The organism is Marinimicrobium sp. LS-A18, assembly GCF_000463525.1.
Lineage (GTDB): Bacteria > Pseudomonadota > Gammaproteobacteria > Pseudomonadales > Cellvibrionaceae > Marinimicrobium > Marinimicrobium koreense.
Map to the genome: position 1 here is coordinate 21,236 of NZ_AWEP01000004.1, position 26,925 is coordinate 48,160.

Here is a 26,925-nt window from a genome sequence, read left to right on the forward strand (position 1 = left end):
AGCCGACGAGAAGCCTCCAGGGACGGATTCACGGCGGGTCCCCGACAGGTATACCTCGACGAGACCCGGAGCTGGATCAACGCACACGGCTCACCGGTATGGATCTTGCTGCGATATTGGGTACTGACCATGACGGGCCCATACTATGACGACTGACTTTTTTTCGCTGCCGGAACTGAAAAGTAAACTCACCGCGCTACTCGCCTACCTCTACCCCAATGCCGACACCGACGCACTGACCCAACAGTGCCTTGAGGCCATCGGGCCGCGGATCAACCGCGCCATCGTGCCGCCCGAGCAACTCTGGTCCGAACAGGACGCCCTGCTGATTACCTACGGCAACTCCATCCGCAGCCCCAACGAAAAACCGCTCGATACGCTTGAGCAGTTCCTGCACAAACACCTGCAGGACACCTTCAGCGCCGTGCACGTGCTGCCCTTCTTCCCCCACAGCTCCGACGGCGGCTTTGCCGTCATCGACTACACCCAGGTCGACGCCGAGCTGGGCGAATGGGACGATATTGAAACTCTGGGGCAAGACTTCAAACTCATGGGCGATCTGGTGATCAACCATGTGTCCAGCCAGAGCGGCTGGTTCCGCAACTACCAATATGGCAAAGACCCGGGTCGGGATTACTTTGTCGAGGCGAGCCCCCACTACGACCTGTCCATGGTCGTGCGGCCGCGCACCAGCCCGCTACTGCGCGCAGTAGAAACCAACGAAGGCGTGAAGCACGTCTGGTGTACGTTCAGTCATGACCAGATTGATGTCGACTTCCGCAACCCCAAGGTGCTGCTCGAATACCTGAAGATCATCGGGCTTTATCTCGACAAGGGCGTTCAGTGGCTTCGTCTGGATGCCGTGGCCTTTCTGTGGAAGGAAATCGGAACGCCCTGTATACACCTGCCGCAAACCCACGAAGTCATCAAGCTGCTGCGGCTGCTGATGGAGTACAAAAATGCCCACGCGATTCTGATCAGCGAAACCAATGTGCCCAACCGGGAAAACCTGACGTACTTCGGCAACAGTAACGAAGCGCACATGATCTACAACTTCAGCCTGCCACCACTGGTGATTCACGCGCTGCTGTCCGGCAACGGCCAGTATCTGAAAGGCTGGTTGATGAGCATGCCGCCCTCGCCGGTCGGCTGTGCCTATCTGAATTTTACCGCCTCCCACGACGGTATCGGGTTGCGTCCGGCGGAAGGGTTATTGTCCGACGAGGAGCTGGAAACCTTCCTGAAAACGCTGCAGTCCTTTGGCGGTCGCATTTCCAGCCGCACCGGACAGAATGGCGAAAGCAAACCTTACGAGGCCAACATCAGTCTGTTCGATGCCTTCAAGGGTACCTATCAGGGTACCGATCGCTGGCAGGAGGCACGGTTGCTCTGTTCACAGATCATCATGTTGGCCCTGGAGGGTATACCGGCGTTTTATATTCATACCCTGTTTGCGACGCCCAATGACCTGGACAAACTGGAAGCCACCCAGCACAACCGTTCCATCAACCGGACCAACTGGCACAAGGGTGAACTCGAAACGCTTCTAGCCGACCCGGAAACACCTCAACACCGAATCTTCAATGCGCTGCAGAGACTGATCCGGATCCGCTGTGCCCAGCCGGCGTTTCACCCGAATGCTACTCAGTTCACTTTGCACTTGCAGCCGGAGGTGTTTGGTTTCTGGCGGCAGAGCCTGCGCCGGACCCAGAGTATTTTCTGTCTGAATAACCTGAGCGATCGGCCGCAGGAAATCAGTTTGACCAATATCAATTTGATCAGTACAGAGAATTGGCGGGATTTGATCAGTGGGGAGGCGGTGACGGATCTGTACGGGACTTTGACTCTGGCGCCGTATCAATGTGTCTGGTTGACGAATTATGAGAAAAAAGTTTGAGGTATATTTTGGGTTGGGTAACGGCGGATGCGCCTTCGGCTTATCCGCCCTACACGACCCGCCGTAGTATGCGTAGGGCGGATAAGGGCGCAGCCCTCATCCGCCGTCACCAAACGAGCGCAACCCACTCACCCCCGATCCTGCGCAACCGCCTCCAACAACTGATCGTACACATCCGGCACGGCGCTTAACACGCGCGACCAATTGGCCATGAATGGCCGCTCGGTGGGATCGTTCAAAAACTGCTCCCCCGCCCGCATGATGCACTTGGTAAACAGCTCCACGGTGTTCTCTTCCTGGTTGCGGTCCAACGTCATGCCGTTGATGACGGCATCGTTGTGATACCGGTCAATCAGATCCAGCGCGAGGCGATAATAACTCGCCTTGATGGTACGAAACGCTTCTGGCGTAAACACGGTGCCTTTGATTGCCAGTTTGCGGAACAGCGATTTGGAAATGTCCGTGCTCATTTTCGACAGCCCACCTTCCGGGTTGTCTTTGGACAGATCCTGATGCTTGTGATCGTAGGCATCGGCAATATCCACCTGACAGACCCGCTCGTCGGAGTAGCGACGATTCACTTCCGACAGCACACCAATTTCCAGGCCCCAGTCGCTGGGAATCCGGATGGAACTGACCACATCCATGATCATGGAAAACTCACCCGCCAGCGGGTAGCGAAAGCTGTCAATGAATTCCAGATAATCGTCGCGGCCAAACACTTTCTCCAGCGCCCGCACCAGCGGCGATACCAACAGTCGACTCACGCGACCGTTGAGTTTGCCGTTGGCCGCACGATAGTAATACCCCTTGCAGAAGGCGTAATTGAATGTGGGATGGACCACCGGATAAAACAGCTTGGCAACAATATCCCGCTTGTAGGTGAGAATGTCGCAGTCGTGCAGCGCGACGGCTTTGGCCCGCCCCTGAGCCAGCGCATAGCCCAGGCAATACCAGACATTGCGCCCCTTCCCCAATTCGTTGGGCGCGAGGCCATATTCATCGAGGACCTTATCAATGGCCTTCAGGCGCGGCCCGTCATTCCACAGAATGTGGTGACGCTGAGGCAGTCGGGAAAAAAACGTCTTGGCATGCTCGAATTCTTCTTCGGTAGCGCGATCAAGCCCGATGATGATCTCATCAAGGTAGGTGACCTTACTCAGTTCCTGAATGATGTTTTCCAACGCCGGCCCCTGTAGCTCAGAGTAGAGACAGGGCAACACCAGGCACATGGGCTTCTTCTCCGCCCATTCATTCAGCTCCGCCTCCATCGCCTCCAGCGGGCGATCCCCCAGGTTGTGCAAAGTGGCAATACGACCGTTCTGGAAAAAATCACTCATCGGTTCATCCTCGTCAGTGCGATCGCCTATTGGTCGATCAGGGTAAGAACGGCGGTATTCCACCCTGCCGCGCCCTCTTTTGGTGCAATGAAGGCCCGTTTTAGTGCAGGGTCCTCCAGGTGTGAACCATCGCTGTGCGGAATGATGGCCGGTGCATCCACCGCTTTGAGCATGTCCAGATCGTTGGGGCTATCCCCCAGGGCAATACTGAACGGTGCTGCGCCGAAGTGGTGCTCATAGCGTTTTTGCAAGTACCGTACCGCATCGCCTTTATCGCACTGTCCCATGACGTGATAGAAGCGCCCTCCCTTGACCACGCGGAGATTGTGACGGGTCAGTCGCTCGGTGAACTCCGCCAGAGCCTCCGGCGTATCGCGCCACACAATAGGCTCCGAGGCCTTACGCTGGCTGGCCAAGCGGGCGGCCTCCAACGTCAGGCCGGTATGTTGGGCGATGTCCTCATCGGTCATCCAGCCAAAACCGGTAAACCGATAATCCGCCTTCAGCTCGTTGAGCAGCGTCAGAATCTGCTCCCGTGACAGGCCCCGGTATTCGTAGTGGTACCCATCGCTGATCAGGCGCGAGTCCGCCGACAAGCCCAGCGCCTCCAGCAGGTTCTCTGGTATCAGAAGCAGGCTGCCGTTCTCACAGACCAGAGGATCCGTGTTGCCCAGCGCACGGCGCAGCTCGAGCATCTCCACATCGGTTTTGCTGGAAACCAGGACCAGAGGAACCTTGCGCTGTTTGAGCGCGGCCAGCGCCGGCTTCGCCGCCGACCAGTCGTAGTCATCATGATTAAGCAGGGTGCCGTCGAGATCGGTAAATACCACCATGGGTGTGCTCATAACCTGGTTGCTCCAGAGGCCGTAATCCGCTCAACGCGGTGATGGGTGTCCAGCGCCAACACCAGGTCGGCCCGCTCCGGCATTTCCTGGAGAATCCAGCGGGTGAGCCGTTCGTAGTGATCGATGAAGCGCTGCAACATCGGGGGTGTCATCAGGTGAGTGCCGGTACGCCGCTCATCCTCGAGCTGCTTTTTCAGAGCGGCTTCCTGCTCGGAGCGCCACTGAAACACCTGCTCAAACGACGGTGCCCGCAATAGAATCAGGTGATTGAGACGGGCAAACAGACGTTGGTAGCCCTTCAGTTGCTCATTGACATAGCGACGCCAGCGGCCGTCGGGGTCTTCCTCACGTTCCAGGGCATTGAGCGCGGGCTCCAGCGCCGCCTCCTCCTGGGGTCGGGCGCCGACGCACCAGCCTTCGAAAATGATCAAATGAGGGCGACCCTGCCACAGCCCACCTTCCGCACGGCGGTCATCCTGGGCTTTGTCAAAACGCGGCAGGGTCACCCGGGTATCGGCATCGGCCTGTGTCAGCGCCTGCAGCAACGCCTCCCCCATGGCGATATCATGGGTGCCCGGCACCCCCCGGGTTGCCAGTAGCGGGTGCACCTCGTCCGCCAGCCGTCGCCGCTCACTCCGGGTCAGGTACAGGTCATCAATGGACAAACGACACACCTGGAACCCTCGCAGCTCAAGAAGATGCGCTATCACCTCCGCCGCGGTGGACTTCCCCGTCCCCTGGGCGCCGTTTATGCCCAACACCAGGGGGTCAGAGCGCGTGGGCAGGCAGCGCGCCAGGCGCTCCGCCAGCGGGCTATACAGCCGAGCCAGGTAGCCCGCCAAAGCTTCGGTGACACGGAGATGCCGGGAAAGCAATGGGATATCGGCCGGGGCTTCTCGCCCCCTGACGCCCCACCGCTCCAGCAGGGCCGCCGGCCAAAGTGCCGTGGTTTCCTCCAAATCAATCATGACGCAATCCTTCTGGTTAACTCGAACCCACACCTGGGACCTTATAAGCATAGCAGTGCAGGATTTGGACCACCGGACACTTGACGACTACCACCTGTTACTGTAATTTCAGTAATTACTGAAATTTGTGGAGTACCCCATTCGTGTCAGACCAACTTACCCCGATGATTCAATCCTGCGTGCTGCACTTCGGTGAAATGGGTAGCCGTTGGGGCATCAATCGCACCGTGGGCCAGATGTACGCTCTTTTGGTGTTGAGCGAAGAACCTCTGTGCGCAGAGCAGATTGCCCAGGCGCTGGGTTTCTCGCGCTCCAATGTCAGCATGGGGCTCAAAGAACTGCAGTCATGGGAGTTGGTGCGTCTGCAACACATTCCCGGCGAGCGCAAAGAGTTTTTCTCCGCTCCGGATGATGTCTGGGACATCGCCAAGACGCTGATCGAGCAGCGGCGCAAGCGGGAAATCGACCCGACCCTGTCGACCCTGCGCGGCCTGCTGCTGGAGCAGCCCGCCAATCGCCAGGAGGAGTACGCTCAGGCGCGCATGCAGGAAATGCACGAACTGATCGAGATGTTGACCCAGTGGACCACGGAAATTCAGCGGCTCAATCAGAGTAATCTGAAGAGCCTGTTAAAGCTTGGCGGGAGTCTGGGCAAGGTGTTGGACATGAAGGATCGGTTTTTGAAGTAGAGGCGCTTGCATCGACGTATCGTTACGGCGGATGCGCTGCGCTTATCCGCCCTACGCGGATTTATACCTCTGCGCTCGGCCGTAGGGCGGATAAGCGCAGCGCATCCGCCGTTACCAGCCCCCGCGCATCCGCCGTCACCTGAACCAACGAGGTACCAACAATGGAAACCCTGTTGTTATCGCGCATTCAATTCGCCGCGAATATCAGTTTCCACATTCTGTTCCCCACCATCACCATCGCCTTGGCGTGGTTTCTGTTTTATTTCCGGGTTCAGCACAACCGCACCGGTGACGAAGTGTGGATGCGGGCCTACCGCTTCTGGGTGAAGGTGTTTGCGCTGAGCTTTGCCCTCGGCGTGGTCAGCGGTATCACCATGTCCTTTCAGTTCGGCACTAACTGGCCGGGCTTTATGGAAACCGTGGGCAATATCGCCGGGCCACTGCTCGGCTATGAAGTGCTGACTGCCTTTTTCATGGAGGCGACTTTCCTGGGCATCATGCTGTTCGGCATCAACCGGGTCTCCAATCGGGTTCACACCATCGCCACCTTTCTGGTGGCCGTCGGTACCAGCCTGTCCGCCTTCTGGATTCTGTCCCTCAACTCCTGGATGCACACGCCCACCGGTTTTGAAATGCGCGATGGGGTGGCCTTTCCGGTGGACTGGTGGGCCATCATATTCAACCCATCCATGCCCTACCGACTGGCCCACATGCTGGTCGCATCCGGGCTGACGGCGGCCTTTTTGATGGTGGGCCTATCGGCTTATCGCCTGCTCAAGGGCGATCACAAGCCCGCTCCACGCCTGGCATTGAAAACCGGCGTCTATGCCGCCGCACTTCTGATTCCACTGCAGATCCTGCTGGGCGATCTACACGGGCTGAACACCCTGAAACATCAGCCCGCCAAAGTGGCGGCCATGGAAGGCCTGTGGGAAACCACCGAAGGGGCCCCTCTGGTGCTTTTCGGGCTTCCCGACGAAGAACAGAAACGCAACCATTTTGCCCTGGAAATTCCCGGCGGTGCCAGTTTCATCCTCACCCACGACTGGCAGGGTAAGGTGCAGGGGCTGAACGAATTTACCGATGAACATCCGCCCGTCGCGCCGGTGTTTTGGGGTTTTCGCATCATGGTCGGGCTGGGCTTTCTGATGCTCGCGGCTTCCTGGTTAGGGGCCTGGCAGCTGTGGCGGCGCGCCTCGGTGCCCCCCTGGATGCTCAAGGTATTCGTGGCCATGACCTTCTCGGGCTGGGTCGCCACCCTCGCCGGTTGGTACGTCACCGAAATTGGCCGCCAACCCTGGCTGGTAACCGGCGTTCTGAGCACCAGCGAGGCCGTCACCACCGTCCCCGGAGGCAATGTGGCCATATCGCTCGCCATCTACCTGACGCTGTATGCCGGTCTTCTGGTGGCCTACATCAGCGCCCTGTTCCTGATCGCCCGCAAGGCGGTACTGGTCGACCGCGACGAAGAGGTCAACACCCTGCAGGATCAATACAACCCGATGGTCCGCAATGAAGGAGGTGCCCTGTGATGCCGACCGGAGAAGCCTTTTGGCTACCTTTGATCTTCATGGCACTGATGGGTGTGGCGTTTCTCATCTATGCCATTCTTGACGGTTATGACCTCGGAGTGGGCATCCTGTTGCCGCGAGACTCGGAGCGCCAGCGCGACACCATGATCGCGTCCATCGGCCCCTTTTGGGACGCCAATGAAACCTGGTTGGTGTTGGGTGTCGGCATTATTCTGATTGCCTTTCCCGCCGCCCACAATGTGATCCTGTTTCAGCTGTATATGCCCGTAACGCTGATGCTGGCCGGATTGATTCTGCGCGGTGTCGCCTTTGACTTTCGGGCCAAGGCGCCGGTGGATCACAAAACCCGCTGGGACTTCGCTTTCTGGGCCGGCTCACTGCTGGCGACCTTATCTCAGGGTTACATGCTCGGGCTTTACGTCATGGGCTTTGAACAGAGCCTCGCCGCCTACGCCTTTGCCGCTCTCAGCGCGGTGTGCGTGACCGCCGGCTACTGCCTGATTGGCGCCGCCTGGCTGGTGATGAAAACCGAAGGCGAGCTGCAGCTACGGGCGGCACGCTGGGCGCGCCGCTGCGCCTGGTTGATGGCATTGGGGCTGGTCGCCGTGTCGGTCATCAACCCGATGATCAGCGAGCGGGTGTTCGACAAGTGGCTGGGGGGAGACCTGACGCTTCTGCTGTTGATCATCCCGGTGCTCAGCTTCTTCCTGTTTTTGATCAATGACCGTTACCTGTCCAGCTTTCCCTACGACAATGACTTTGGCTGCTGGCTGCCATTTGCCATCGCCATCGCCCTTTTCGTGCTCGCGTTTTCCGCCCTGGCATACAGCTTTTTCCCCTACGTGGTGCCCGAACAGCTCACCTTCTGGGAGGCGGCCAGCGCCCCGGAATCGCTCAAGTTCATTCTGGTGGGTGTGGTGATTGTGTTGCCGGCGATCATTGCCTATACGCTGTTCGCCTACCGTGTATTCTGGGGTAAGGCGCGGGAGTTGACGTACTATTGAGGCGACAAAATTGCTTTCGGTAACGGCGGATGCGCTTTAATACCGCTGCGCTCGGCCCCTACGCGACCTGCCGTGCTATCCGTAGGGCGGATAAGCGAAGCGCACCCGCCGTTGCCACACCAGCCGTCACATAAGATGGATCGGTCCGATGCATCGGGGCGAAGCGCATCCGCCGTTACCCCTCTTCGCCTATTGACAAGCGAGACACCGCTTCCTATCGTTTCAGCGTCACTTTTCAGTTAAGGAACACCAATAAGATGCAAGACGCACACGACCTGTCCCTGATGCTGGACTCCAAAGTCCCGCTGGTGGTCATTGAGACTCATGAAGAAAACAAGGCCATCAACTTACTCCAGCGGGTCGCGCGGGATAAAGCGCGGCCGCTGTATCGCTGGTCGGTGACCGACGGATTGACCACGATGGGTTTCGGCCCCCAATTGGTTCCCAAAGGGCGTGAGCATCAGGAGCCGGCCGAAGTGCTGGAGCACATCAAGGCACAGGGTACGCCGGGAATTTATCTGCTGTGCGATTTGCACCCCTACCTGAACGATCAACCCCATACTGTGCGTCTTCTCAAGGACATTGCGCTTAAACACGAGCAGACACCCCATGCCATCGTGTTGCTGAGTCACCGACTGACGCTGCCGCCGGAAATCAGCCGCTACAGCGCCTCCTTTCAACTGTCTCTGCCCACGGACGAACGCATTCTGGCGATCATCCGGGAAGAGGCGCGTCACTACGCCGAACAGAACGGTCAGAAGCGCATCAAAACCGACAACAATACCCTGCGGCGGCTGATGGCCAACCTCCAAGGCTTGAGCGCCAGCGATGTACGACGATTGGTGCGGGTGGCCATCTGGCAAGACGGCGCCATCACCGAAGAGGATCTGCCGGCGGTCAATAAAGCCAAGTTTTCCCTGCTGGATATGGGCGGGGTCATGAGTTACGAGTACGAGACGGCCGACTTCTCCCAGGTGGCGGGATTGCACAACCTAAAGCGCTGGCTGGAGGCTCGCGGCAAGGCCTTTCACAGCCGGGACCCGGGGGTAGAACAACCCCGGGGCATCCTGTTGCTCGGGGTCCAGGGTGGCGGCAAAAGCCTGGCCGCAAAGGCCGTGGCCGGCACCTGGAACCTGCCGTTGCTGCGCCTGGACATCGGCGCTCTGTACAACAAGTACCACGGCGAAACTGAGCGCAACCTGCGCGAAGCTTTGGCGATGGCGGATGCCATGGCGCCCTGCGTTCTCTGGCTGGATGAAATCGAAAAGGGCCTGGCACAGGGCAACAGTGACGACGGCACCTCACGACGGATGCTCGGCACCCTGCTCACCTGGATGGCGGAGCGCAAGAACTCGGTATTTTTCACCGCCACCAGCAACGATATCAGCAAGTTACCACCGGAGCTGATTCGCAAGGGTCGGGTCGACGAAATCTTTTTTGTCGATCTGCCCGATGCCGACGTGCGCCGGGCGATTTTTGACATTCATCTACGCAAGCGGGATTTGAACCCCGAGCAGTTTGACCTGGCGCTGTTGAGTGAAGCGAGCGAAGGCTTTAGCGGTGCGGAGATTGAGCAGGCCATTGTCGCCGCGCGCTACAGCGAGGGGCGAGACGGGATTCGTACCGAGTGCATCCTGAGGGAGATAGGCAACACCAGCCCACTCTCGGTGGTGATGGCAGAGCCGCTGAGGCAGTTGCGGGAGTGGGCAGCGGAGCGCACCATCCCCGCCTGAGCCGGGTCAGCCCTGCGGGCGTTTGTGCGGTTTGGCGCGCACATACAGCGTGCGATGCACTCGGGCCACCAGGTGGCCATTATCGTCCACAATATCGATCGCAAAATTGGGCAGGTATTTTTTGCCATCGGCGGTATGGGCCCGGATGCGCTCCAGGGTGGCATCATCAAGATTGAACACCGCTCGGACCGCCGTGCGTCCCGGGGCGATAAAATCGATGTGAGCGCTTTTGTCCCAGACAAAATAATCCCTCCCCAGGTTGTAGGTCAGCATCATCATGTACCAGGGGTCGGTCATGGCAAACAGGCTGCCCCCAAACTGGGTACCCACCATATTGCGGGTGTGGAAGAGGCGCTTTAGAACCACCTCGATACGCCGAAAATCTTCACTGATAGACGTCGCTTTGATGCCGGCAAAAAACAACGGTGGCCAAAAATTTACCAGCCGACGGGCCCATTTCCAGTTCATCCCTTACCCTTCCGTGAGTACCAGGTTATCCCGGTGTATCAGTTCATCGTCGTCCTTGTAACCCAATAAGGCCAGAATATCGCCACTGGGTCGACCGAGAATCTTGCGCGCCTCGTCGGCGGAATAATTGACCAGACCCCGGGCAATTTCCGTCCCATCGGGTCCGACACACACCACCATATCGCCCCGGGTAAAAGCCCCCCGGATCGACTTGACGCCCACCGGCAGCAGGCTGCGACCTTTCTCCCGCAGTACCTTGACCGCTCCCTCATCCAGCACCAGGGTGCCACGGGTCTGCAACTGACCGGCGATCCAGCGCTTGCGCGCTGCCTGTGGTTCCTGCCCGGCGTGCAGCAGCGTTCCCAGCGGTTCGCCCGCCCGAGCACGCAGCAGCGCCCGCTCGGTGCGCCCGCCGAGAATCAGGGTATCGGCACCCGAGCGAGCAGCGACCCGCGCGGCTCTAACTTTGGTCAACATACCGCCGCGCCCGAGGGCACCGCCTCCGCCGGCCATGGCTTCCAGGGTCGGATCATCGGCGGACAATTCCGGCAGCAGCTTCGCGTCGGGGTTGGAGCGCGGATCGCTGTCGTACATGCCGGACTGATCCGTCAGGATGACCAGCAGATCCGCTTCAATCAGGTTAGCCACCAACGCACCCAGGGTATCGTTATCACCAAACCGGATTTCATCGGTGACCACGGTGTCGTTTTCATTCACGACGGGCAACACGCCCAGGTCGAGCAGCGTGCGCAATGTGGAGCGGGCATTCAGGTAGCGTTGGCGGGACGAGAGGTCATCGTGGTCGAGCAGCACCTGAGCAGTATGCAGACCGTATTGCTGGAAGGCGCTTTCGTAGGTTTGTACCAGTACCATCTGACCGACCGCCGCGGCGGCCTGCAACTGATGCACCGCGGTCGGGCGACGCGTCCAGCCCAACCGGGTCAGGCCGGCAGCCACGGCTCCGGAGGACACCAATACAATCTCGACACCGGCATGACGCAGTTCGGCCATTTGCGCCACCCAGTCGTTAATCGCGCGGACATCGAGCCCTCGGCCATCGTTGGTCAGCAGGGAACTGCCAATTTTAACGACCCAGCGCTGAGTGGTGGTTACCGAACGTCGGTCTGTCATAGGTAGCGTGTTCCGTTCATCCTGTTTGGCAAAATGGCGACACCTGCGAACGGCGGATGCGCCTTCGGCTTATCCGCCCTACAATTGCTTTGGTAGTTGGCGTAGGGCGGATAAGCCGAAGGCGCATCCGCCATGTGGCCTGTGAGTGCTTAACGTACGTATTCTACTTCGACATCATAGTCGTCGTCATCGAAGTCGTCATCATCGTCGTCACCCTTACGTGCCGCACGGCGACGCAAGCGAAGCTCTTCGACGCGTTCGCGCACTTCCGCGGCCATATCCGCCTGGAATTGCGCCTCGCGCTCGCGGGCCTCTCCATTTTCGGATTCGGTTTCCCAGATGTTTTCCAGGTGCGTCATCAGCTCGCCGCACAGGGGCTCTGTGCCCTGCCGTTGCAGCGCCGAGATACGGAACACTGGCCCTTCCCAACCGAGCTCGTCCACCAGGGCCTGGCAACGCGCCTCGGCTTCATCCTCCGGCAGCAGGTCGATTTTATTCAACAACAACCAGCGCTCCCGCGTGGCCAGGGTCGGGCTGAAACTCTCCAGCTCGTTGGCAATGGTGCGCACCTGCTCGACCGGGTCAGAGTCGTCCAGCGGCGCCATGTCGACGATATGCAACAACACCCGGCAGCGGGTGAGGTGCTTGAGAAAGCGAATCCCAAGACCGGCGCCATCGGCGGCGCCCTCAATCAACCCCGGAATGTCGGCCACGACAAAGCTGCGATGTTTCTGTACTTTGACCACACCGAGGTTGGGCACCAGGGTGGTAAAGGGGTAGTCGGCCACTTTCGGTTTGGCGGAGCTGATGGCACGGATGAAGCTGGATTTGCCGGCATTGGGCAATCCCAGCAGGCCAACGTCCGCCAATACTTTCAGTTCCAGCTTGAGGTTACGCATTTCGCCTTCGGTACCATGGCTGGTTTGCCGGGGCGCGCGGTTGACGCTGGATTTGAACCGGGTGTTACCCAGCCCGTGAAAGCCACCTTGGGCGACTTTGAGTTTCTGGCCGATTTCGGTCAAATCGCCAAGCTGTTCGCCGGTGTCGCTATCGATGACGGTGGTGCCGACGGGTACCGGCAGCAGCAGGTCTTCGCCTTTGCTGCCGGTGCAGTTTTTACTCCCGCCTTTTTCGCCATTCTGGGCGCGGTAGCGGGGCTGGAACCGATAGTCGATGAGGGTGTTGAGGGCTTCGTCAGCCACCAGGTACACACTCCCGCCGTCGCCACCATCACCCCCATCGGGGCCGCCTTTGGCAATAAATTTTTCCCGTCGGAAGCTGAGGCAACCGTTGCCGCCTTTGCCCGCTTCGACGTGAATGGGCGCTTCATCTACAAATTTCACTTTCTTACTCCCGACAGAATATTTAACTGGTGCCAATAACGATTCCGGCCAGGAAGGCGGTGTACTGATCCCGGACACGCCGTAAACCCATCCCTGGGGGCTCGGATCGCGGGTCCCCCGCTCTACGGTCCGGGATCAGTACACCGCCTTCCTGGCCTAAGTGCCATCATTTGAGTTGAGTTCGCTTTCTACCCACTCTCAATAACATTGCGTTTAAGTGGGGAGCTGCCCAACGTGAAGGGCTCGGCGGGGTATACCCTTGCAAGACCGTAGCCGTAGAGCGGGGGACCCGCGATCCGAGCCTACAGGGACGTATGTACGGCGTGTCTTGCAAGGGTATACCCCGCCGAGCCCCGCTCCCAACTTCCCCAAAGAAACCAGTCTAAACCAACAAAAAAGCCCCATCGATAGTTCGACAGGGCTTTCCGAGGTGTGTTCGCCCTAGGGCGACAACCGAATTTAAGGACGTCTTAAGCGACTTCGACGCTGACGAACTTACGGTTTTTCTCACCTTTGGTTTCAAACTTCACCCGGCCTTCGGCCTTGGCGAACAGGGTGTGGTCCTTACCAATACCCACATTCACACCGGGGTGAAATTGAGTGCCGCGCTGGCGAACGATGATGCCGCCGGCGGGGATGGCCTGGCCACCGTATACTTTAACGCCAAGGCGTTTACTTTCGGAATCGCGCCCGTTGCGCGTACTACCGCCTGCTTTTTTGTGAGCCATTGTCTAAACTCCTCTTAACCTTTGATTCCAGTGATTTTCACTTCAGTGAACCACTGACGGTGACCCTGACGCTTCATGGAGTGCTTACGGCGACGGAACTTGATGATCCGCACCTTTTCGCCACGACCGTGGCTTACCACTTCGGCGGTCACTTTGGCGCCGTCTACGACGGGAGCGCCCACTTTGACGTCGTCGCCATTGGCAACCAGATAAACCTTGTCGAATTCCACGGTTTCACCGGTGGCGACTTCGATTTTTTCCAGCTTGAGGGTTTCCCCTTCCACGACGCGGTGCTGTTTGCCACCACTTTCAAAAATTGCGTACATAGTTGCTCCAAATACTCAGTTTGGACGACACGAAGCAGCGTTCAGGGCGCTTTCCGGGGCTTGCGTCGTTGGTTCGGTTTTTCAAGGGCGGCGATTGTATGCGAAGTGGCGCCCGATAGCAATAGCTATCTCCTATTGACACACACCCACCTTAATCCAACCTGAATCATGGCAGATAGGCCTGAGGAGGAGCAGTCCTTTCAAGACCGTAAGCGGCGGGATTCCGCGCGTCGAGCCCCCATGGATGGGTTTACGGCGTGTCTTGAAAGGACTGCTCCTCCTCAGGCCGGGCGAAAATCAGCGAATGTAGTCGGCCAGAGGCAGGGATTGACGGCGGACGCCCTGGACGAACAGTTCCGCGACCTGTCGGGCGCCCCGGCGCTGCAGGTGGGTGTTGTCGTCTTTGCCATCGGGCAGGTTGGCGTACTCTCCTGCCGGAATCTGCATATAGATGTTGGCTGAGCCCGCTACGCCGGCATCCAGCAGCAGCTGGCGGGTCATGACATTCAGATCCACCAGAGGCACGCCCCGCTCGCTGGCGACGGCGCGGGTCACCTCCGGGTAGTCACCCAGGGTGGCTTCGGGCTGCCCGTCATCGGTGAATGCCCGGCGGTAAATGGAGGTTACCAGGATGGGCTTAGCGCCCCGGGCCAATACGTCATCGACCATCCGCTCCAGGTTGGCCCGATAGTCCGTCCAAGGGGCGGCGTAGCGGGTTTCATCGTAGTCTTTCTGGTCGTTATGGCCGAAGCCCATCACCACGAAATCCCCCGCCTGAAGCCGTTCCATGACAGCCTCCCAGCGCCCCTCGTCGATAAAACTCTTGGTGCTGCGTCCGTTTTTGGCGTGATTTTCCACCTCGATGCCGTCGGTCAAGTATCCCGGGAGCGCCTGACCCCAGCCGGTTTCCGGGTATTTTTCTTTCGGCTGGTCCGCCATGGTGGAGTCGCCGACAAGGAACAGGGTGGGCTTGGTCGCCTCTTCGACGGGGGCCTGGGTGGCGCAGCCAACCAGGAGCGCTGCGGCGGCCAGTAAGGGGGTGAGGCTGTGTAAAAAGGAGGTTGATGTCATTGTTCTGGTTCTCTCTGTATTTATATTGATCTTAGAGCTGGGTTACGGCGGATGCGGCCTCCGGCCTTATCCGCCCTACGCCGGCCATGGCAGTATCCGTAGGGCGGATAAGGCCGGAGGCCGCATCCGCCGTAATAGTCTACTCACCCAACACGCCATTCAGGCGCAGCCAATCCTCGGCGGCGCGGGGCCAGTTGGAGGCGGTGCCTTCATTGGGCTCCAGGCCAAAACCGTGGCGATCGGTCTGGTAAATGTGCAGTTCCGAGGCCGGACTGTGGGGCAGCGCCGCTTCATAGAGCTGCAGGCTGTTGGCCACCGGTACACTCTGGTCGCCGTTGCCGTGCACCAGAAACAGGGGCGGCGCTCCCGGTTTGACCTGATTTTCCAGCGAGTGTTCAGCGCGATCCTGCGCACTCGGTTTTTCCCCCAGCAACGCCTGCCGGGATCCCTTATGGGTATAGGGGTCCTCCATGGTCGCCACCGGGTAGAGCAGCATGGCGAAATCCGGCCGTGCGCTGACCCGCCCCCAGGGGTCGTCCGTCAGGCTTTCGTGGGTAAACCCTGAGCGCAGCGCCACGCTGCCCGCTAGATGTCCTCCGGCCGAAAAGCCCAGTACGCCAATGCGTTCCGGGTCCAACCCCCAGGTGGCGGCATGCACCCGCACATACCGAACCGCCCTCAGGCCGTCCAGCAGCGGAGCCGGGTGGCCGTAGTCTTCCAGGCGGTATTTGACCACAAAGGCAGCTACCCCCAGCTCATTCAGCCAGCGCGCCGCCTTGACGCCCTCTTTTTCAAACGCCAGCCACTTATAGCCACCGCCCGGAAAAATCACGACGGCCGCACCATTCGGCTTTTCCGGCCAAAAGGGGGTGATGCTGGGGTTATCGACCGCCACGATGCGGTCGTTTCGAATATGCTCGCGATCCGGCTCGACGGGTGCCTGCTCGGACCAGATCCGGAACGGCGACTGTGGGCGCTCACTCTGGGCCTGAGCCACAAGGGACAGGCTCAGCAGCACGCTCAGGACAGTAAAAAACCTAAGACTCTCTCTCATGAAAACTCCCTCTGTTGTGGGGCAATTGTTCTGTTTATAAGCGACCGGAGCTTACCATAATCAAACGGCGTCCGCGGCCCTTCGCTTTATCGCCCCCAAGGCTCTATAATTGCGCCTTTTACCATTTCGCAGACCGAAACAGGCCCAACACCCCGATGGAAGAGCAATATCATCCCGCGCATGTCGAAACCCAGGCCCAGAGTTACTGGGACGAGCATCAGACCTTCAAGGTCGTGGAAGATCGCAGCCGCGAAAAGTTCTACTGCCTGTCCATGTTCCCCTACCCCAGCGGCAAGCTGCACATGGGCCATGTGCGCAACTACACCATCTCCGATGTGATCGCTCGCTATCAGCGGATGCAGGGTAAGAACGTGCTCCACCCGATGGGTTGGGACGCATTCGGTCTGCCGGCGGAAAACGCCGCCATCAAGCACCACACGGCTCCCGCAAAATGGACCTACGCCAACACCGACGCCATGCGTCAGCAGCTCAAGGAGCTGGGGTTCGGCTTTGACTGGTCCCGCGAAGTAACCACTTGCAAACCTGATTATTACCGTTGGGAGCAGTGGTTCTTCACCCGCCTGTACGAAAAAGGGCTGGTGTACAAAAAGAACTCGGCGGTGAACTGGTGCCCGGAAGACCAGACCGTGCTGGCCAATGAACAGGTAGAGGAAGGCTGCTGCTGGCGCTGCGGCACTCAGGTGGAACGCCGGGAGCTGGCCCAGTGGTTCATCAAGATCACCGACTACGCCGATCAGCTGCTGGCCGACCTGGACAAGCTGCCCCACTGGCCGGAGCAGGTCAAAACCATGCAGCGCAACTGGATCGGCAAGAGCCGGGGCGTGGAAATGCGCTTTGAGCTGGTCGAACCGGTGGCGGAGCACCAGAGCTTTGATGTTTACACCACGCGTCCCGATACCCTGATGGGCGTCACCTACGTCAGTCTTGCCGCTGAACACCCGATCAGCCTGGCGCTGGCGGAAAACAACCCGGAACTGGCGACCTTTGTCGAGGCCTGTAAAAAGCAGTCCGTGTCCGAGGCCGATATGGCCAACATGGAAAAGAAAGGCATGGATACCGGGATCAAGGCCAAGCACCCGATTACCGGCGAGCCGGTTCCGGTCTGGATCGCCAACTATGTGCTGATGGACTACGGTTCCGGCGCTGTCATGGCGGTGCCCGCCCACGACCAGCGGGATTTCGAGTTTGCCCATAAATACGATCTGCCGATCAAACAGGTGATCGCACCGAAAGGCGATGAGCCCTGTGATATCAGCCAGGAGGCCTTTACCGAAAAAGGCGTGCTGGTCAACTCCGGCGAATACGATGGTCTGGATTTTGATGCGGCCTTTGAGGTAATCGCCCAGGCCCTGAAAGCCGCCGGTCAAGGCAAAGTCACCGAGAATTACCGCTTGCGCGACTGGGGGGTTTCCCGTCAGCGCTACTGGGGTGCACCCATCCCGATGTACAACCTGCCCGACGGCGGCGAAATCCCTGTGCCGGCGGACAAACTGCCGGTATTGCTGCCCGAAGATGTGGTCATGGATGGCGTCCAGTCGCCGATCAAGGCCGACCCCGAGTGGCGCAAGGCGGAACTCAACGGCCAGGCGGTGGAGAAGGAAACCGACACCTTTGACACCTTTATGGAATCGTCCTGGTACTACGCCCGCTATACCTGTCCGCAGTACGACAAAGGGATGCTGGACCCGGAAGCCACCGCCTACTGGTTGCCCGTGGACCAGTATGTGGGCGGCATCGAGCACGCCATCCTGCACCTGCTGTACGCCCGCTTCTTCCACAAGCTGATGCGCGATGAGGGCCTGGTCAGTTGCGATGAGCCGTTCGACCGCCTGCTCTGCCAGGGCATGGTGCTCAAAGACGGCGCCAAAATGAGCAAGTCCAAAGGCAACACCGTGGACCCGGGCGAATTGATTGAACAATACGGCGCCGACACCGTGCGTCTGTTCTCCATGTTTGCCGCTCCGCCGGAGCAGAGCATGGAGTGGAGCGACTCCGGTGTGGAGGGCGCCCACCGGTTCCTGCGCCGGCTCTGGAAAACCGTTCACGCCCACCTGCAGGCGGGTGAGCCGGGCGACCTGAATGCCGACACCCTGCCGGATGCCCAGAAAGATCTGCGCCGCAAAACCCACGAAACCATCGCCAAGGTCAGCGATGACTACGGCCGTCGCCAGACCTTCAACACCGCCATTGCGGCGGTGATGGAGCTGATGAACGAAGTGGGCAAGCGGGCCGATCGGGCAACCCCGGAGGGGCTCGCGGTGGAGCGCGAGGCACTGGAAGCCTCGGTCCTGCTGCTCGCCCCCATCGTGCCCCACATCACCCAGGCGCTGTGGTCGGCACTGGGACACCAGGATATTCCGCTGGACGCCCGCTGGCCCGCACTGGATGAGTCCGCCCTGACCCGCTCGAGCATTGAAATCGTGGTTCAGGTCAACGGCAAAGTACGGGACAAGATGCAGGCGCCGGTTGACGCCCCCAAAGACGACATCGAGCAGCAAGCCAAAACCCTGCCCAATGTTCAGCGCTTTCTCGACGGGGTGACGGTACGCAAGGTGATTGTCGTACCCAACAAACTGGTCAATATCGTCGCCAACTGAGTCCTGCTGGGCGGGAGCTGCCCGCCCAGCGCGATCGCGAGTGCCAAGGGGGCCTCAATGTCTGTCCGCTCTATGATGATTGCTGTTTTGATACTGCTGACCGGCGCCTGTGGCTGGCAATTGCGCGGCTCCGTCGCCCTCTCCAGCCTGACAGACACCCTGCACCTGACCAGCCCGGACGATTATGGCGCGCTCATGGTCGAGCTGCGCAACCGGTTGTCGGCGGATGATATCCGGCTCACCGACTCACCGACCGAGGCCCGGTATACCTTGCGGGTCAACCGGGAACTGGTGGACAAGCGGGTCGCCGCCGTCGGCAGCGATGCCCTGGCCAGCGCCTATGAGCTGACCCTGAGGGCCGAGTTTGACGTGCTGGACCAGCGCGGCATGCCCATCGCCACCCGCTTGGCCAGCAGCGTGACCCGCTCCTACAACGCCAGCTCCGGCAGTGCCGGCAGCAGCGCCCAGGAAGAAGTGCTGCTGACCCGGGAGATGCGCACCGAGTTGGCTCAGCAGATACTCCGCCAACTGCAGGCCGCTATCAACGCGGCACAGGCCGAGGGACTGGTTTCCGACGCACCCGACGCTCCGGATGAGACCCCCAATGGCGAAACTACGCCCTGAACAACTCGGCCAGGCTCTGAATAAAGGCCTGGCGCCCATTTATCTGGTCAGTGGTGATGAGCCACTGCTCGTCCAGGAAGCCTGTGACCAGATTCGCGCCGCCGCCCGCTCCCAGGGGTTCGGGGAGCGGGAGCTCTATCATGCCGATGCCAGTTTTGACTGGACCCAACTGCTCAGCGCCGCCAACAGCCTGTCGCTGTTCGCCGACCGGAAAATTCTGGAAGTGCGCCTGCCCACGGGCAAACCCGGCGACAAGGGCGGCAAAGTGCTGCAGGAGTACGCCAAGGCGCCGTCGGAAGACAACCTCCTGCTGGTGGTCACCGGCAAGCTGGATCGCAACGCACTGAAAGCCAAGTGGCTCAAGGCCCTGGAGGACAGCGGCAGCCACGTGCAGGTCTGGCCGGTCACCCCCGCCCAACTGCCCCGCTGGATCGCCCAGCGGATGAAAGCCGCAGGCCTCACCGCCGACTCGGCAGCCATCGACCTGCTAGCTTCCCGCGTCGAGGGGAACCTGCTGGCGGCTGCCCAGGAGGTCGAAAAACTCAAACTCCTGACCGACAGTCCGGAAATCAGTACCGAACTCATGGCCTCGGTGGTCGCCGACAGCGCCCGCTATGACGTCTTCGGTTTGGTGGACAAGGCTCTGCACGGCGACGCCCGCGGGGCCGTAAAATCGCTCCAGGGGCTGAAAGTGGAAGGAACTGAGCCCATTGCCCTACTCTGGGCCCTGGCCCGGGACATACGCGCGCTGGTCCAGATTTCCCAGGCCGCCTCTCAGGGCATTCCGTTCGAGCGGGCCGCCCAGGCCGCCGGTATCTGGAACAAACGCCAGCCCCTCGTACAATCCGCCCTGCGTCGGCTCTCTCCGGGTCAGCTACAGCAGCTCCTACGCAAAGCCAACGGCATCGACCGGGCCATCAAGGGAATGCGCCAGGCTGACCCCTGGGCCGAGCTGCTGGACCTGACACTGAACCTCGCCGGGGTGCAGAGCCTGCAGCCGGCCAACGAGCGACTGTCGCTCAAGCTGTAACCCTCCAGCCCCTGCCAGCCGGGGCCTTCCGGCCTTTTTTCATACCTCTTATGGCGCTGCCAGCGATTTTGACATAACAATATCGTCATTATGACCATAAAATTTTACGCGACTTATGGTCAGTTAGAACATTTGTGTGCTATGTTATCGCTCATGCAGTCTCTCCGAGGGCTTTTGGCCCCAACATACCCCGCCGGGCCTCGGGGGAAGACCGCAAGAAAGATGGCGGCAAGCCAGCCGAGTTCGGTCAACTTACGCTAAAGACTAGAATAATAGAGGGTTTAGATATGTTACAAAAACTGCTCATCGCGCTCTGCACAATCTTTGTGCTCTCCGCCTGTGGCGGGGACCTTGATCTGGGGCCGGACACTCTGCCTGACCAGAATCCCGACAATCCCGAAGAACCGGAAGAGCCAGAAGAACCCGAGGAGCCTGCTGAGCCTCGGATCCTTACATTTGTTCCGTTTAACGAAGCTGCACAGGCCGACAGCTGGGCCAGCCGTTGCGTTGAAACCTGCAACGCCACTGCCGAGCTGAGCTGGAATGAGGCCGAGGAAGTCCTCGCCATTGAGCCCACGTGGGCCAGCGATGAAGACCAGTTGGAAGTTTTCAGCCCCATTGATGAAGTCAATGACCTGGAAGGCTCACACATCAGCGCCTGGGTCTTTGTCACCGACGCCTATGTCAGTGATGGCAACCTGGCCGCGCACCTGGTTCTGGGCAACGCCGCTGGCGGCACCGCCTACAGCCGCGCCTATGAGGTCGAGGCTGGCTGGAACCGCATCGAAATGTGGGAAATGATGGCCGGTACCGGCGAAACCGTCACCGACGATGAAGGCAACGAGTCGGTAGACTACGGCACCTTCCTCACCCACTCCGACGGCTTTGAGCTGCGCAACGTCAACGAATTCGGTGTCGCCTTTGCCGCCAACGGCAAACCCACCGATGTCGCCGGCCAGCTCTGGTTGGACAACGTGACCGTAACCCCGGCTTCCGGAACCGGCCCGCTGATCGTCGAAGCCGATGATGAAGCCTGGACCGTGATGGATGCGGCACCGGAGGTGACCGTACAACGCGACGGCGAAGGCGGCGTATATTACGAGCCCACCGCCGCCGATCAGAAGCTGGTTTACCTGCTGGAAGGACCGGTGGATCTGGTCGGTCGCAGCTTCGACATGACCTTCACCGTCGACCAGGCGTTCAAGGACTCTGGTGCTGATGTTCAGCCCATCATCCAACAGAACTTCGGCAGCTACACCGGCGAGTTCGGCTGCTACGTGGGTAATGGTGAGCTGACTGCCGGCGAGCCCTATGAAGTGACTTGTGCTACCGAAAACGAAGCGTTTGTCGCTGAAGAAGGCCAGAACATCCGTGTCGGCCTGCAGGTGAAAAACGAAGTGGCTGGTCGGGTTACCATCAACAGCATGCAGATCAACATCGTTTCCAGTACCCCAGAGCCACAGGATTTGGAGGCCTCCGTTACTGAAGGGTGGAGAGTCAATCCTGATTCGCTGATGATGGAATATACTGAAACTGGTGTGAGCTACTCTCCAGTGGGCGCAGACAATCAGTTGATGTACGACTTCCAAGGTCCGCTCGAACTGGAAGGCAAGCAATACACTATTGTTTTTGATGTCGACCAGGCCTTCATTGATAGCGGTGCAGATCTTCAGCCAATTATCCAGAGAACAGATGACTACAGCATCGGTGATTACAGCTGCTACGTGTCAAATGGAAATCTGGTGGCTGGCGAAAATGAAGTGACCTGCGGCTCACTGGGCGAAAACTTCAATTTCGACGAAACCGGAGCCGTGCAAGTAGGCTTCCAGTCAAAAGGGCAAGTGATAGAAGGCACGGTAACAGTCAAAAGTCTAACTATCCCAATGTAATGCTCGCCCTTAGCAGTATCTAAAAAGCCCGGCTCTGTTTCAGAGCCGGGCTTTTTTGTATCCAATGCTCCCGCCCGCAATATTAACCTGCCTGCACAAAGCGAATTTAGCCTTATAAAAAGTGGCACCTAAATAGCGAAAAATTATTGAGGCGACTTATAGTCTTTTAGAACATTTGTGTGCTATGTTTAGTAAACCAGCCTGGGAGTGACCGGTATTTTTTATGCCGGGCCACGTCGCTATCTGGCTCTGTGAGTGGCCACTGGCCCCACCAGTCATCACGCCTCTCACCATTTACAATAACGATAGAGGAACAACACGATGTTACAGAAATTCATGATTGCACTGTGTGCAGTGTTTGCGCTTTCCGCTTGCGGCGGCGACGATCAAGACGATCAGAGCCGTATCGTTCTCAACCCACCGGAAGACCTCAATGCTGGCGAAGATGAAGAGCCAGAAGAAGAGCCCGAAGAAGAACCGGAAGAAGAGCCTCCGGTAGAGCCCTGGGTTAGCGTCACCTTCGATGCTGAAACCGACATCGACTCCTGGGAAGCCGTGTGTGTCAGTGCCGAGTGCAACGCCACCGCTACCCTCGCGTACAACGCTGACGCACAGGCGATGGACGTAACGCCCGATTGGCTCACAGCCGGCGACCAGATTGAAGTCTCAACGCCGATTGACCCAGAAATCGCCGACCTCAGTGACGGCTTTGCCCACCTGAACCTCTTTGTCCCCGCAAGCCACACTGGAATGATTGCCCAGGTATTCTTCCAGGATGCATCGGACCGTAAAGGTTACATCGGGTACACAACAACCACCGCTGGCTGGAACACTTTCTATCTTGAGAACATCGCGCTTGAAGACTTTGGGTTTGCCAACGAGGGCTTTGATCTGACCGCGATCAACCGGATGGGGGTTCAGATCCAGAGCGCGGAAGGTTTTCTTGAACTGAATGACACCCTGCATATCGATGATGCCATCATTTCCTCCGAGGCGATTACCGTCGAGGAAAAACCGGTCATGCCCGTAACACTGGAACCATTGGCTACGGGTGATGAAAGCTTTACCTTTGACAGCGATGTGCAGGGCTGGACCAACGACGGCAGCGCCGGATCAGCGGTCAGCCACGACGCGGATGCCGGTGCGCTGGTGATCACCCCTGATTGGGACAACGCCGATGAAGGCGGTAACCGTCCCAAAGCCATGGGCGTAACCACCAACGTAATCAGCAACGCCACTGTGCGCATGATAGTTACCCTGACCGAAGCCCAGGTCGAAGGTGGTATTGGTGTACAACCTTATATCCAGCAGAACGCTGATCCTTTCACCCAGGTTTTTGGCAGCATTACAACCACTGGGTTGGTCGCCGGTGACAACCTGATCACCTACGAAGCTGGAGAGCTGGAAAATGCCATGCGCATCGGCGTGCAGCTGGTTGGCCCCATCACCAGCGGCGAAGCTGATGTCGCGCTCATCAAACAAGTGGAAATCGATCTTCCGGAAGGTAATGGTGAACAAACCACCACCGAAATCACCGTAGACATGACTAGCGGTTGGCGTGCAAGCGGTGACTTAACGGTCAGCTATAGCGAAGCTGGCGTCAGCTATCAACCAGAAGCTGCCAGTGATCAGATGGTTTTTGACCCTGCAGGCCCTGCAGACTATGCCGGCGCAGACATCGTGTTTACCTATGAAGTTGATCAGGCGTTTATCGACAGCGGCGCCAACTTGCAGCCCTTCTTTCAGTTGAAAGATTATGCAGGCTGGGACTACCACTTCTGCTGGATTGGCAACGGCGATTTGGCATTGGGAGAGCAGACGTTCACTTGCACCATTCCTGCAACACTGGAAAATGGCAATGCGCCAACCATTCCGGATGGCCAAACCGCGCAAGTCGGCGTTCAAACCAACGGCGGCGGCGCTGGCACGGTAACGATCAGCAGCGTGACCATCAACCTCGCGGAGTAAAACCTCCCAGAAAAAACCCGGCTCAGGCCGGGTTTTTTTGTTACTGATATTACTCCCCTTCCTTTCCGAACGGCTTGGTCATCAAGATCAACTTGGGCAGCAGTGTCAGAGACCCCAGTATGGCCGCAAACATCGCCAGCGCCGTGAGCAACCCGAAATAGATCGACGGGATAAACTCCGACAGCGCCAGTATCGAAAACCCGACGATGATGATCACCGCCGTGTAATACATGGCGCGGCCGATGGACCCGTGGGAAGCGTGCATGGAGTCCACGTAATTCTTCCGCTGCGAAAACTCATTGCGGAAGCGATACAGGTAATGAATCGCATGGTCGACACCGACGCCCACCGTAATGGCGGCGATGGTGATGGTCATCATGTCCAGCGGTATACCCGCCAGCCCCATGCCACCAAGCACAACCGCCGCCGCCAACATATTGGGCAGGATGGCGATGATGGCAATGGTCAGCGAGTGGAACAGCACCAGGAACATCACCATGATGCCTATGAAGACCGCCCCCAGGGTCACAATCTGGGAGCTGAACAGGCTCTGCAACATGTTGTTATACAACACCAGCATGCCGGTAAAGCGGATATTGTCTTCCTCAAAACCCAGTTCCTGCACCGCATGTGTACGGATTTTCTCCACCAGTTCGGTGCGTTTGAGTTCCGGGCTGGTTTCCTGGACCCGCAGAGAGATACGGGCCTCGTTGTGCTCATCCGACAGGTAAGGTTCAATCAGCACCTGTTTGATGTTGTCCGGCAGGGCATTGCGCATCACCCCCAACTCAAAATTATTGAGCCGCCCGCCGTTGATATCGGAAGCCACTTCATAGGCGATGGCCAGGGAATTCACCTTGCCGATTTCCGGGAGCGATTCCAGGTACTGGTGCAGCGACTGAACCTGCTCCAGTCCGGCGCGGGTAAACCAGACGCTGTCGTTGCTGGCCTCTCCCTGATCGCCTTCAGTGGCAAACGGGTCGTCACTCTCCGGCGTCGCAAACGGGTCGGCCTCCTGCTCCGGTTCGGCGAACGGATCGTCCTCGCCAGCGGCTTCTTCCTCCGGACTCTTGGTAAGAATAATGTCCAGATTGATGGTACCGCCCAGCTGCTTGTCGATAACCGACATGCCCTGGTAGATCTCGGTATCTTCATGGAAGTAATCGATAAACCGGTTTTCCACCTCCAGGCGTGTGCTGCCATAAGCGCTGACCAGTGCCGCGGTCAGGGCTATGAAAATCACCAGCGCACCGTGGCGCTCGGCAAAGCGGGAAAAAATCAGAGTGAAAGCCCCGGACTGGTCGCCCTTGTCTTTGGGCTCCCCTTTACGCCATAACATCAGTCCGGCCGGGATCACCACGAACGCCAGCACAAATGCCACACTCAAACCGATGGTCATCATCCAGCCGAAGTCGATCACCGGTCGAATATCACTGACCACCAGCGAGACAAAGGCCACGATGGTGGTCAGGGCCGTATACAGACAGGGCCGTGCCATAAAGCGCACGGTGGTGAGCACCAGCTCGTCCTTGGGCGCCTCGGGCGACTGTCGGTGCAGCTCTCGAAAACGCACGATTAGGTGAATGGTCAGTGCCAGGGTCATGATCAGCAACAGGGCGACAAAGTTCGAAGAGATGACCGTCATGCGCCAGTCGATCCAACTGAGCCAACCCAACATCAAGACTACAGAGAGCACACAGGTCGACAGGGGCAGAATCACAAAGCGCCACTGCCGGAAGATGATCGCCAGCATGGCAATGATGAACACCAGAATGGCACTGCCAAACACCACCAAGTCGCTCTTGATAAAGGCGATCATGTCCGCCGTGATCATGCTCACGCCGCCCAGAAACAGCTCGGCCCGGTCTTCGTAGCGACTGAGAATATCCCGGACCTCTTCCACCCGGGCGTGATCCCGCTCGGTCAGCTCGGTGCGATAGGCCCGAAACTCCTCGCTCACCGCCTCCAGCTCTTGAGCTTCCCCTTCATCGAGTTCACCCTTAGAAGCCTTCGCCCGCAGCGCATCACGCTTTCGGGCCAGATCGAGGTAACGGTTGTTCACCTCGAGGTTCAACTGGATGGCCGTGGTTTCCAGATCTTCACTGAGCAGCGTATCGCGGTAGATGGGGCTGGTCAGAAACTCTTCTTTGGCCGCTTCCCGGTCTACGCCGTCGGTCATCAGCGTGCGGGTCGACTCCTGCTGCTCGGACAGTGGGCGCATCGGGCTGTACAGCAGGGGCACATCCAGAATCGAGTTGATGCTGGCCACGCCGTCCACCTCGGCCAGGTCATCCCGAAGGGCCTTGAGCGTGTCGATGGATTCATCGGAAAACATCTCGGCTTCGGGGCTGTAGGTCACCACCAGGAAGTCGCCACTCTGGTAGCGCTGGTTGATCTCCCGGAAATAATCGATCGACCGATCGTTTTCGAGGGTCAGCGAATCCGCCGACGCATCCAGTTTAAGGTTGGGCAAGCCCGCCGCCGCCACAGCGGCCAGCAGGACCACAATCGCCAGGGCAATGCCGGGGTGGCGCAGAACCGTTGTCCGGTAGAGGGCATCAAGCATTTTCAGCATAGGTGAACCTTAAAATCCATTGAGGGCCAGGGGGTGACAGTGTACCCGAAACCACCGGGGCAAGCGGTGCACAGGACAACATTCCTTTACGT

At 58.9% G+C, this 26,925-nt stretch carries 21 protein-coding genes; 10 read left to right on the forward strand and 11 right to left on the reverse strand.

Annotated elements, in window-relative coordinates; translation table 11 throughout:
* Window positions 1-145: 145 nt before the first annotated feature.
* The gene (locus tag N645_RS0107440) at window positions 146-1,897 is read left to right on the forward strand and encodes an alpha-amylase family glycosyl hydrolase (protein ID WP_024460878.1); all 1,752 of its coding nucleotides are present in this window, start codon (window positions 146-148) and stop codon (window positions 1,895-1,897) included.
* Between the two features lie 128 nt (window positions 1,898-2,025).
* Here N645_RS0107440 and N645_RS0107445 read toward each other — a convergent pair whose 3' ends face one another.
* Genes N645_RS0107445 through N645_RS0107455 form a run of 3 tightly spaced genes read right to left on the reverse strand, consistent with a single transcriptional unit; the run spans window position 2,026 to window position 5,050 of the window.
* Entirely contained in the window at window positions 2,026-3,237 is a 1,212-nt protein-coding gene (locus N645_RS0107445; RefSeq protein WP_024460879.1) for a glycosyl transferase, read from the reverse strand.
* A 26-nt stretch (window positions 3,238-3,263) separates the two neighbouring features.
* Window positions 3,264-4,082, reverse strand: coding sequence for a mannosyl-3-phosphoglycerate phosphatase (locus N645_RS0107450; protein ID WP_024460880.1), 819 nt, complete (start codon window positions 4,080-4,082; stop codon window positions 3,264-3,266).
* A complete protein-coding gene (locus N645_RS0107455; protein ID WP_024460881.1) occupies window positions 4,079-5,050 on the reverse strand; it encodes a hypothetical protein in 972 nt (323 codons plus the stop codon). The genes N645_RS0107450 and N645_RS0107455 overlap by 4 nt, the downstream gene beginning before the upstream one ends.
* Window positions 5,051-5,193: 143 nt before the next feature.
* Here N645_RS0107455 and N645_RS0107460 point away from each other — a divergent pair, with 143 nt between their 5' ends.
* The 4 genes from N645_RS0107460 (at window position 5,194) to N645_RS0107475 (ending at window position 10,008) form a co-directional block, all read left to right on the forward strand.
* Complete coding sequence (locus tag N645_RS0107460; protein ID WP_339619876.1) at window positions 5,194-5,739, forward strand: GbsR/MarR family transcriptional regulator; 546 nt, start codon at window positions 5,194-5,196, stop codon at window positions 5,737-5,739.
* Between the two features lie 161 nt (window positions 5,740-5,900).
* Window positions 5,901-7,271, forward strand: coding sequence for a cytochrome ubiquinol oxidase subunit I (locus tag N645_RS0107465; RefSeq protein ID WP_024460883.1), 1,371 nt, complete (start codon window positions 5,901-5,903; stop codon window positions 7,269-7,271).
* Window positions 7,271-8,275: a cytochrome d ubiquinol oxidase subunit II gene (gene cydB, locus N645_RS0107470; protein ID WP_024460884.1), complete on the forward strand. Its 1,005-nt coding sequence runs from the start codon at window positions 7,271-7,273 to the stop codon at window positions 8,273-8,275. Before N645_RS0107465 ends, cydB begins: the two co-directional genes overlap by 1 nt.
* Window positions 8,276-8,532: 257 nt before the next feature.
* Window positions 8,533-10,008, forward strand: a complete 1,476-nt coding sequence (locus N645_RS0107475; RefSeq protein ID WP_024460885.1) for an AAA family ATPase — start codon at window positions 8,533-8,535, stop codon at window positions 10,006-10,008.
* Window positions 10,009-10,014: 6 nt separating this feature from the next.
* Here N645_RS0107475 and N645_RS0107480 read toward each other — a convergent pair whose 3' ends face one another.
* The 7 genes from N645_RS0107480 to N645_RS0107510 form a co-directional block, all read right to left on the reverse strand.
* Entirely contained in the window at window positions 10,015-10,476 is a 462-nt protein-coding gene (locus tag N645_RS0107480; RefSeq protein ID WP_024460886.1) for a DUF4442 domain-containing protein, read from the reverse strand.
* A 3-nt stretch (window positions 10,477-10,479) separates the two neighbouring features.
* Window positions 10,480-11,607: a glutamate 5-kinase gene (proB, locus tag N645_RS0107485; protein WP_024460887.1), complete on the reverse strand. Its 1,128-nt coding sequence runs from the start codon at window positions 11,605-11,607 to the stop codon at window positions 10,480-10,482.
* A 149-nt stretch (window positions 11,608-11,756) separates the two neighbouring features.
* Window positions 11,757-12,950: an Obg family GTPase CgtA gene (gene cgtA / locus N645_RS0107490; RefSeq protein ID WP_024460888.1), complete on the reverse strand. Its 1,194-nt coding sequence runs from the start codon at window positions 12,948-12,950 to the stop codon at window positions 11,757-11,759.
* Between the two features lie 470 nt (window positions 12,951-13,420).
* On the reverse strand, window positions 13,421-13,678 hold the full coding sequence (rpmA, locus tag N645_RS0107495) for a 50S ribosomal protein L27 (RefSeq protein ID WP_024460889.1): 258 nt from the start codon (window positions 13,676-13,678) through the stop codon (window positions 13,421-13,423).
* A gap of 14 nt (window positions 13,679-13,692) precedes the next feature.
* Complete coding sequence (gene rplU, locus N645_RS0107500) at window positions 13,693-14,004, reverse strand: 50S ribosomal protein L21 (RefSeq protein WP_024460890.1); 312 nt, start codon at window positions 14,002-14,004, stop codon at window positions 13,693-13,695.
* 297 nt (window positions 14,005-14,301) lie between these two features.
* The gene (locus tag N645_RS0107505) at window positions 14,302-15,075 is read right to left on the reverse strand and encodes a rhamnogalacturonan acetylesterase (RefSeq protein ID WP_024460891.1); all 774 of its coding nucleotides are present in this window, start codon (window positions 15,073-15,075) and stop codon (window positions 14,302-14,304) included.
* A 139-nt stretch (window positions 15,076-15,214) separates the two neighbouring features.
* Window positions 15,215-16,129 (reverse strand): alpha/beta hydrolase, encoded by a 915-nt coding sequence (locus N645_RS0107510; RefSeq protein WP_024460892.1) that lies wholly within the window; start codon window positions 16,127-16,129, stop codon window positions 15,215-15,217.
* 155 nt (window positions 16,130-16,284) lie between these two features.
* On the opposite strand from N645_RS0107510, the gene leuS reads away from it, so the two are divergent.
* The 5 genes from leuS (at window position 16,285) to N645_RS0107535 (ending at window position 24,258) form a co-directional block, all read left to right on the forward strand.
* A complete protein-coding gene (gene leuS, locus N645_RS0107515) occupies window positions 16,285-18,747 on the forward strand; it encodes a leucine--tRNA ligase (RefSeq protein ID WP_024460893.1) in 2,463 nt (820 codons plus the stop codon).
* A 57-nt stretch (window positions 18,748-18,804) separates the two neighbouring features.
* Complete coding sequence (gene lptE, locus N645_RS0107520) at window positions 18,805-19,371, forward strand: LPS assembly lipoprotein LptE (RefSeq protein WP_081665963.1); 567 nt, start codon at window positions 18,805-18,807, stop codon at window positions 19,369-19,371.
* Window positions 19,352-20,401: a DNA polymerase III subunit delta gene (gene holA, locus N645_RS0107525; RefSeq protein WP_024460895.1), complete on the forward strand. Its 1,050-nt coding sequence runs from the start codon at window positions 19,352-19,354 to the stop codon at window positions 20,399-20,401. The genes lptE and holA overlap by 20 nt, the downstream gene beginning before the upstream one ends.
* Before the next feature lie 287 nt (window positions 20,402-20,688).
* Entirely contained in the window at window positions 20,689-22,290 is a 1,602-nt protein-coding gene (locus tag N645_RS0107530; RefSeq protein WP_024460896.1) for a family 15 carbohydrate-binding domain-containing protein, read from the forward strand.
* A 321-nt stretch (window positions 22,291-22,611) separates the two neighbouring features.
* Window positions 22,612-24,258 (forward strand): family 15 carbohydrate-binding domain-containing protein, encoded by a 1,647-nt coding sequence (locus tag N645_RS0107535; protein ID WP_024460897.1) that lies wholly within the window; start codon window positions 22,612-22,614, stop codon window positions 24,256-24,258.
* A gap of 49 nt (window positions 24,259-24,307) precedes the next feature.
* On the opposite strand, the gene N645_RS0107540 is transcribed toward N645_RS0107535, so the two are convergent.
* Window positions 24,308-26,833 carry an RND family transporter gene (locus N645_RS0107540; RefSeq protein ID WP_024460898.1) on the reverse strand — a complete coding sequence of 842 codons (2,526 nt, stop codon included), beginning with the start codon at window positions 26,831-26,833 and terminating at the stop codon, window positions 24,308-24,310.
* Window positions 26,834-26,925: the final 92 nt, after the last annotated feature.

Excerpts from the sequence above, each read along its gene's own strand:
- cydB (WP_024460884.1), top strand. The coding sequence starts at position 7,271 with ATGCCGACCGGAGAAGCCTTTTGGCTACCTTTGATCTTCATGGCACTG.
- N645_RS0107480 (WP_024460886.1), bottom strand. The coding sequence starts at position 10,476 with ATGAACTGGAAATGGGCCCGTCGGCTGGTAAATTTTTGGCCACCGTTG.
- N645_RS0107505 (WP_024460891.1), bottom strand. The coding sequence starts at position 15,075 with ATGACATCAACCTCCTTTTTACACAGCCTCACCCCCTTACTGGCCGCC.
- N645_RS0107475 (WP_024460885.1), top strand. The coding sequence starts at position 8,533 with ATGCAAGACGCACACGACCTGTCCCTGATGCTGGACTCCAAAGTCCCG.
- lptE (WP_081665963.1), top strand. The coding sequence starts at position 18,805 with ATGTCTGTCCGCTCTATGATGATTGCTGTTTTGATACTGCTGACCGGC.
- leuS (WP_024460893.1), top strand. The coding sequence starts at position 16,285 with ATGGAAGAGCAATATCATCCCGCGCATGTCGAAACCCAGGCCCAGAGT.
- N645_RS0107445 (WP_024460879.1), bottom strand. The coding sequence starts at position 3,237 with ATGAGTGATTTTTTCCAGAACGGTCGTATTGCCACTTTGCACAACCTG.
- N645_RS0107510 (WP_024460892.1), bottom strand. The coding sequence starts at position 16,129 with ATGAGAGAGAGTCTTAGGTTTTTTACTGTCCTGAGCGTGCTGCTGAGC.
- N645_RS0107455 (WP_024460881.1), bottom strand. The coding sequence starts at position 5,050 with ATGATTGATTTGGAGGAAACCACGGCACTTTGGCCGGCGGCCCTGCTG.
- N645_RS0107450 (WP_024460880.1), bottom strand. The coding sequence starts at position 4,082 with ATGAGCACACCCATGGTGGTATTTACCGATCTCGACGGCACCCTGCTT.
- N645_RS0107530 (WP_024460896.1), top strand. The coding sequence starts at position 20,689 with ATGTTACAAAAACTGCTCATCGCGCTCTGCACAATCTTTGTGCTCTCC.
- proB (WP_024460887.1), bottom strand. The coding sequence starts at position 11,607 with ATGACAGACCGACGTTCGGTAACCACCACTCAGCGCTGGGTCGTTAAA.
- N645_RS0107535 (WP_024460897.1), top strand. The coding sequence starts at position 22,612 with ATGTTACAGAAATTCATGATTGCACTGTGTGCAGTGTTTGCGCTTTCC.
- holA (WP_024460895.1), top strand. The coding sequence starts at position 19,352 with ATGGCGAAACTACGCCCTGAACAACTCGGCCAGGCTCTGAATAAAGGC.
- N645_RS0107540 (WP_024460898.1), bottom strand. The coding sequence starts at position 26,833 with ATGCTGAAAATGCTTGATGCCCTCTACCGGACAACGGTTCTGCGCCAC.
- rpmA (WP_024460889.1), bottom strand. The coding sequence starts at position 13,678 with ATGGCTCACAAAAAAGCAGGCGGTAGTACGCGCAACGGGCGCGATTCC.
- N645_RS0107440 (WP_024460878.1), top strand. The coding sequence starts at position 146 with ATGACGACTGACTTTTTTTCGCTGCCGGAACTGAAAAGTAAACTCACC.
- rplU (WP_024460890.1), bottom strand. The coding sequence starts at position 14,004 with ATGTACGCAATTTTTGAAAGTGGTGGCAAACAGCACCGCGTCGTGGAA.
- N645_RS0107465 (WP_024460883.1), top strand. The coding sequence starts at position 5,901 with ATGGAAACCCTGTTGTTATCGCGCATTCAATTCGCCGCGAATATCAGT.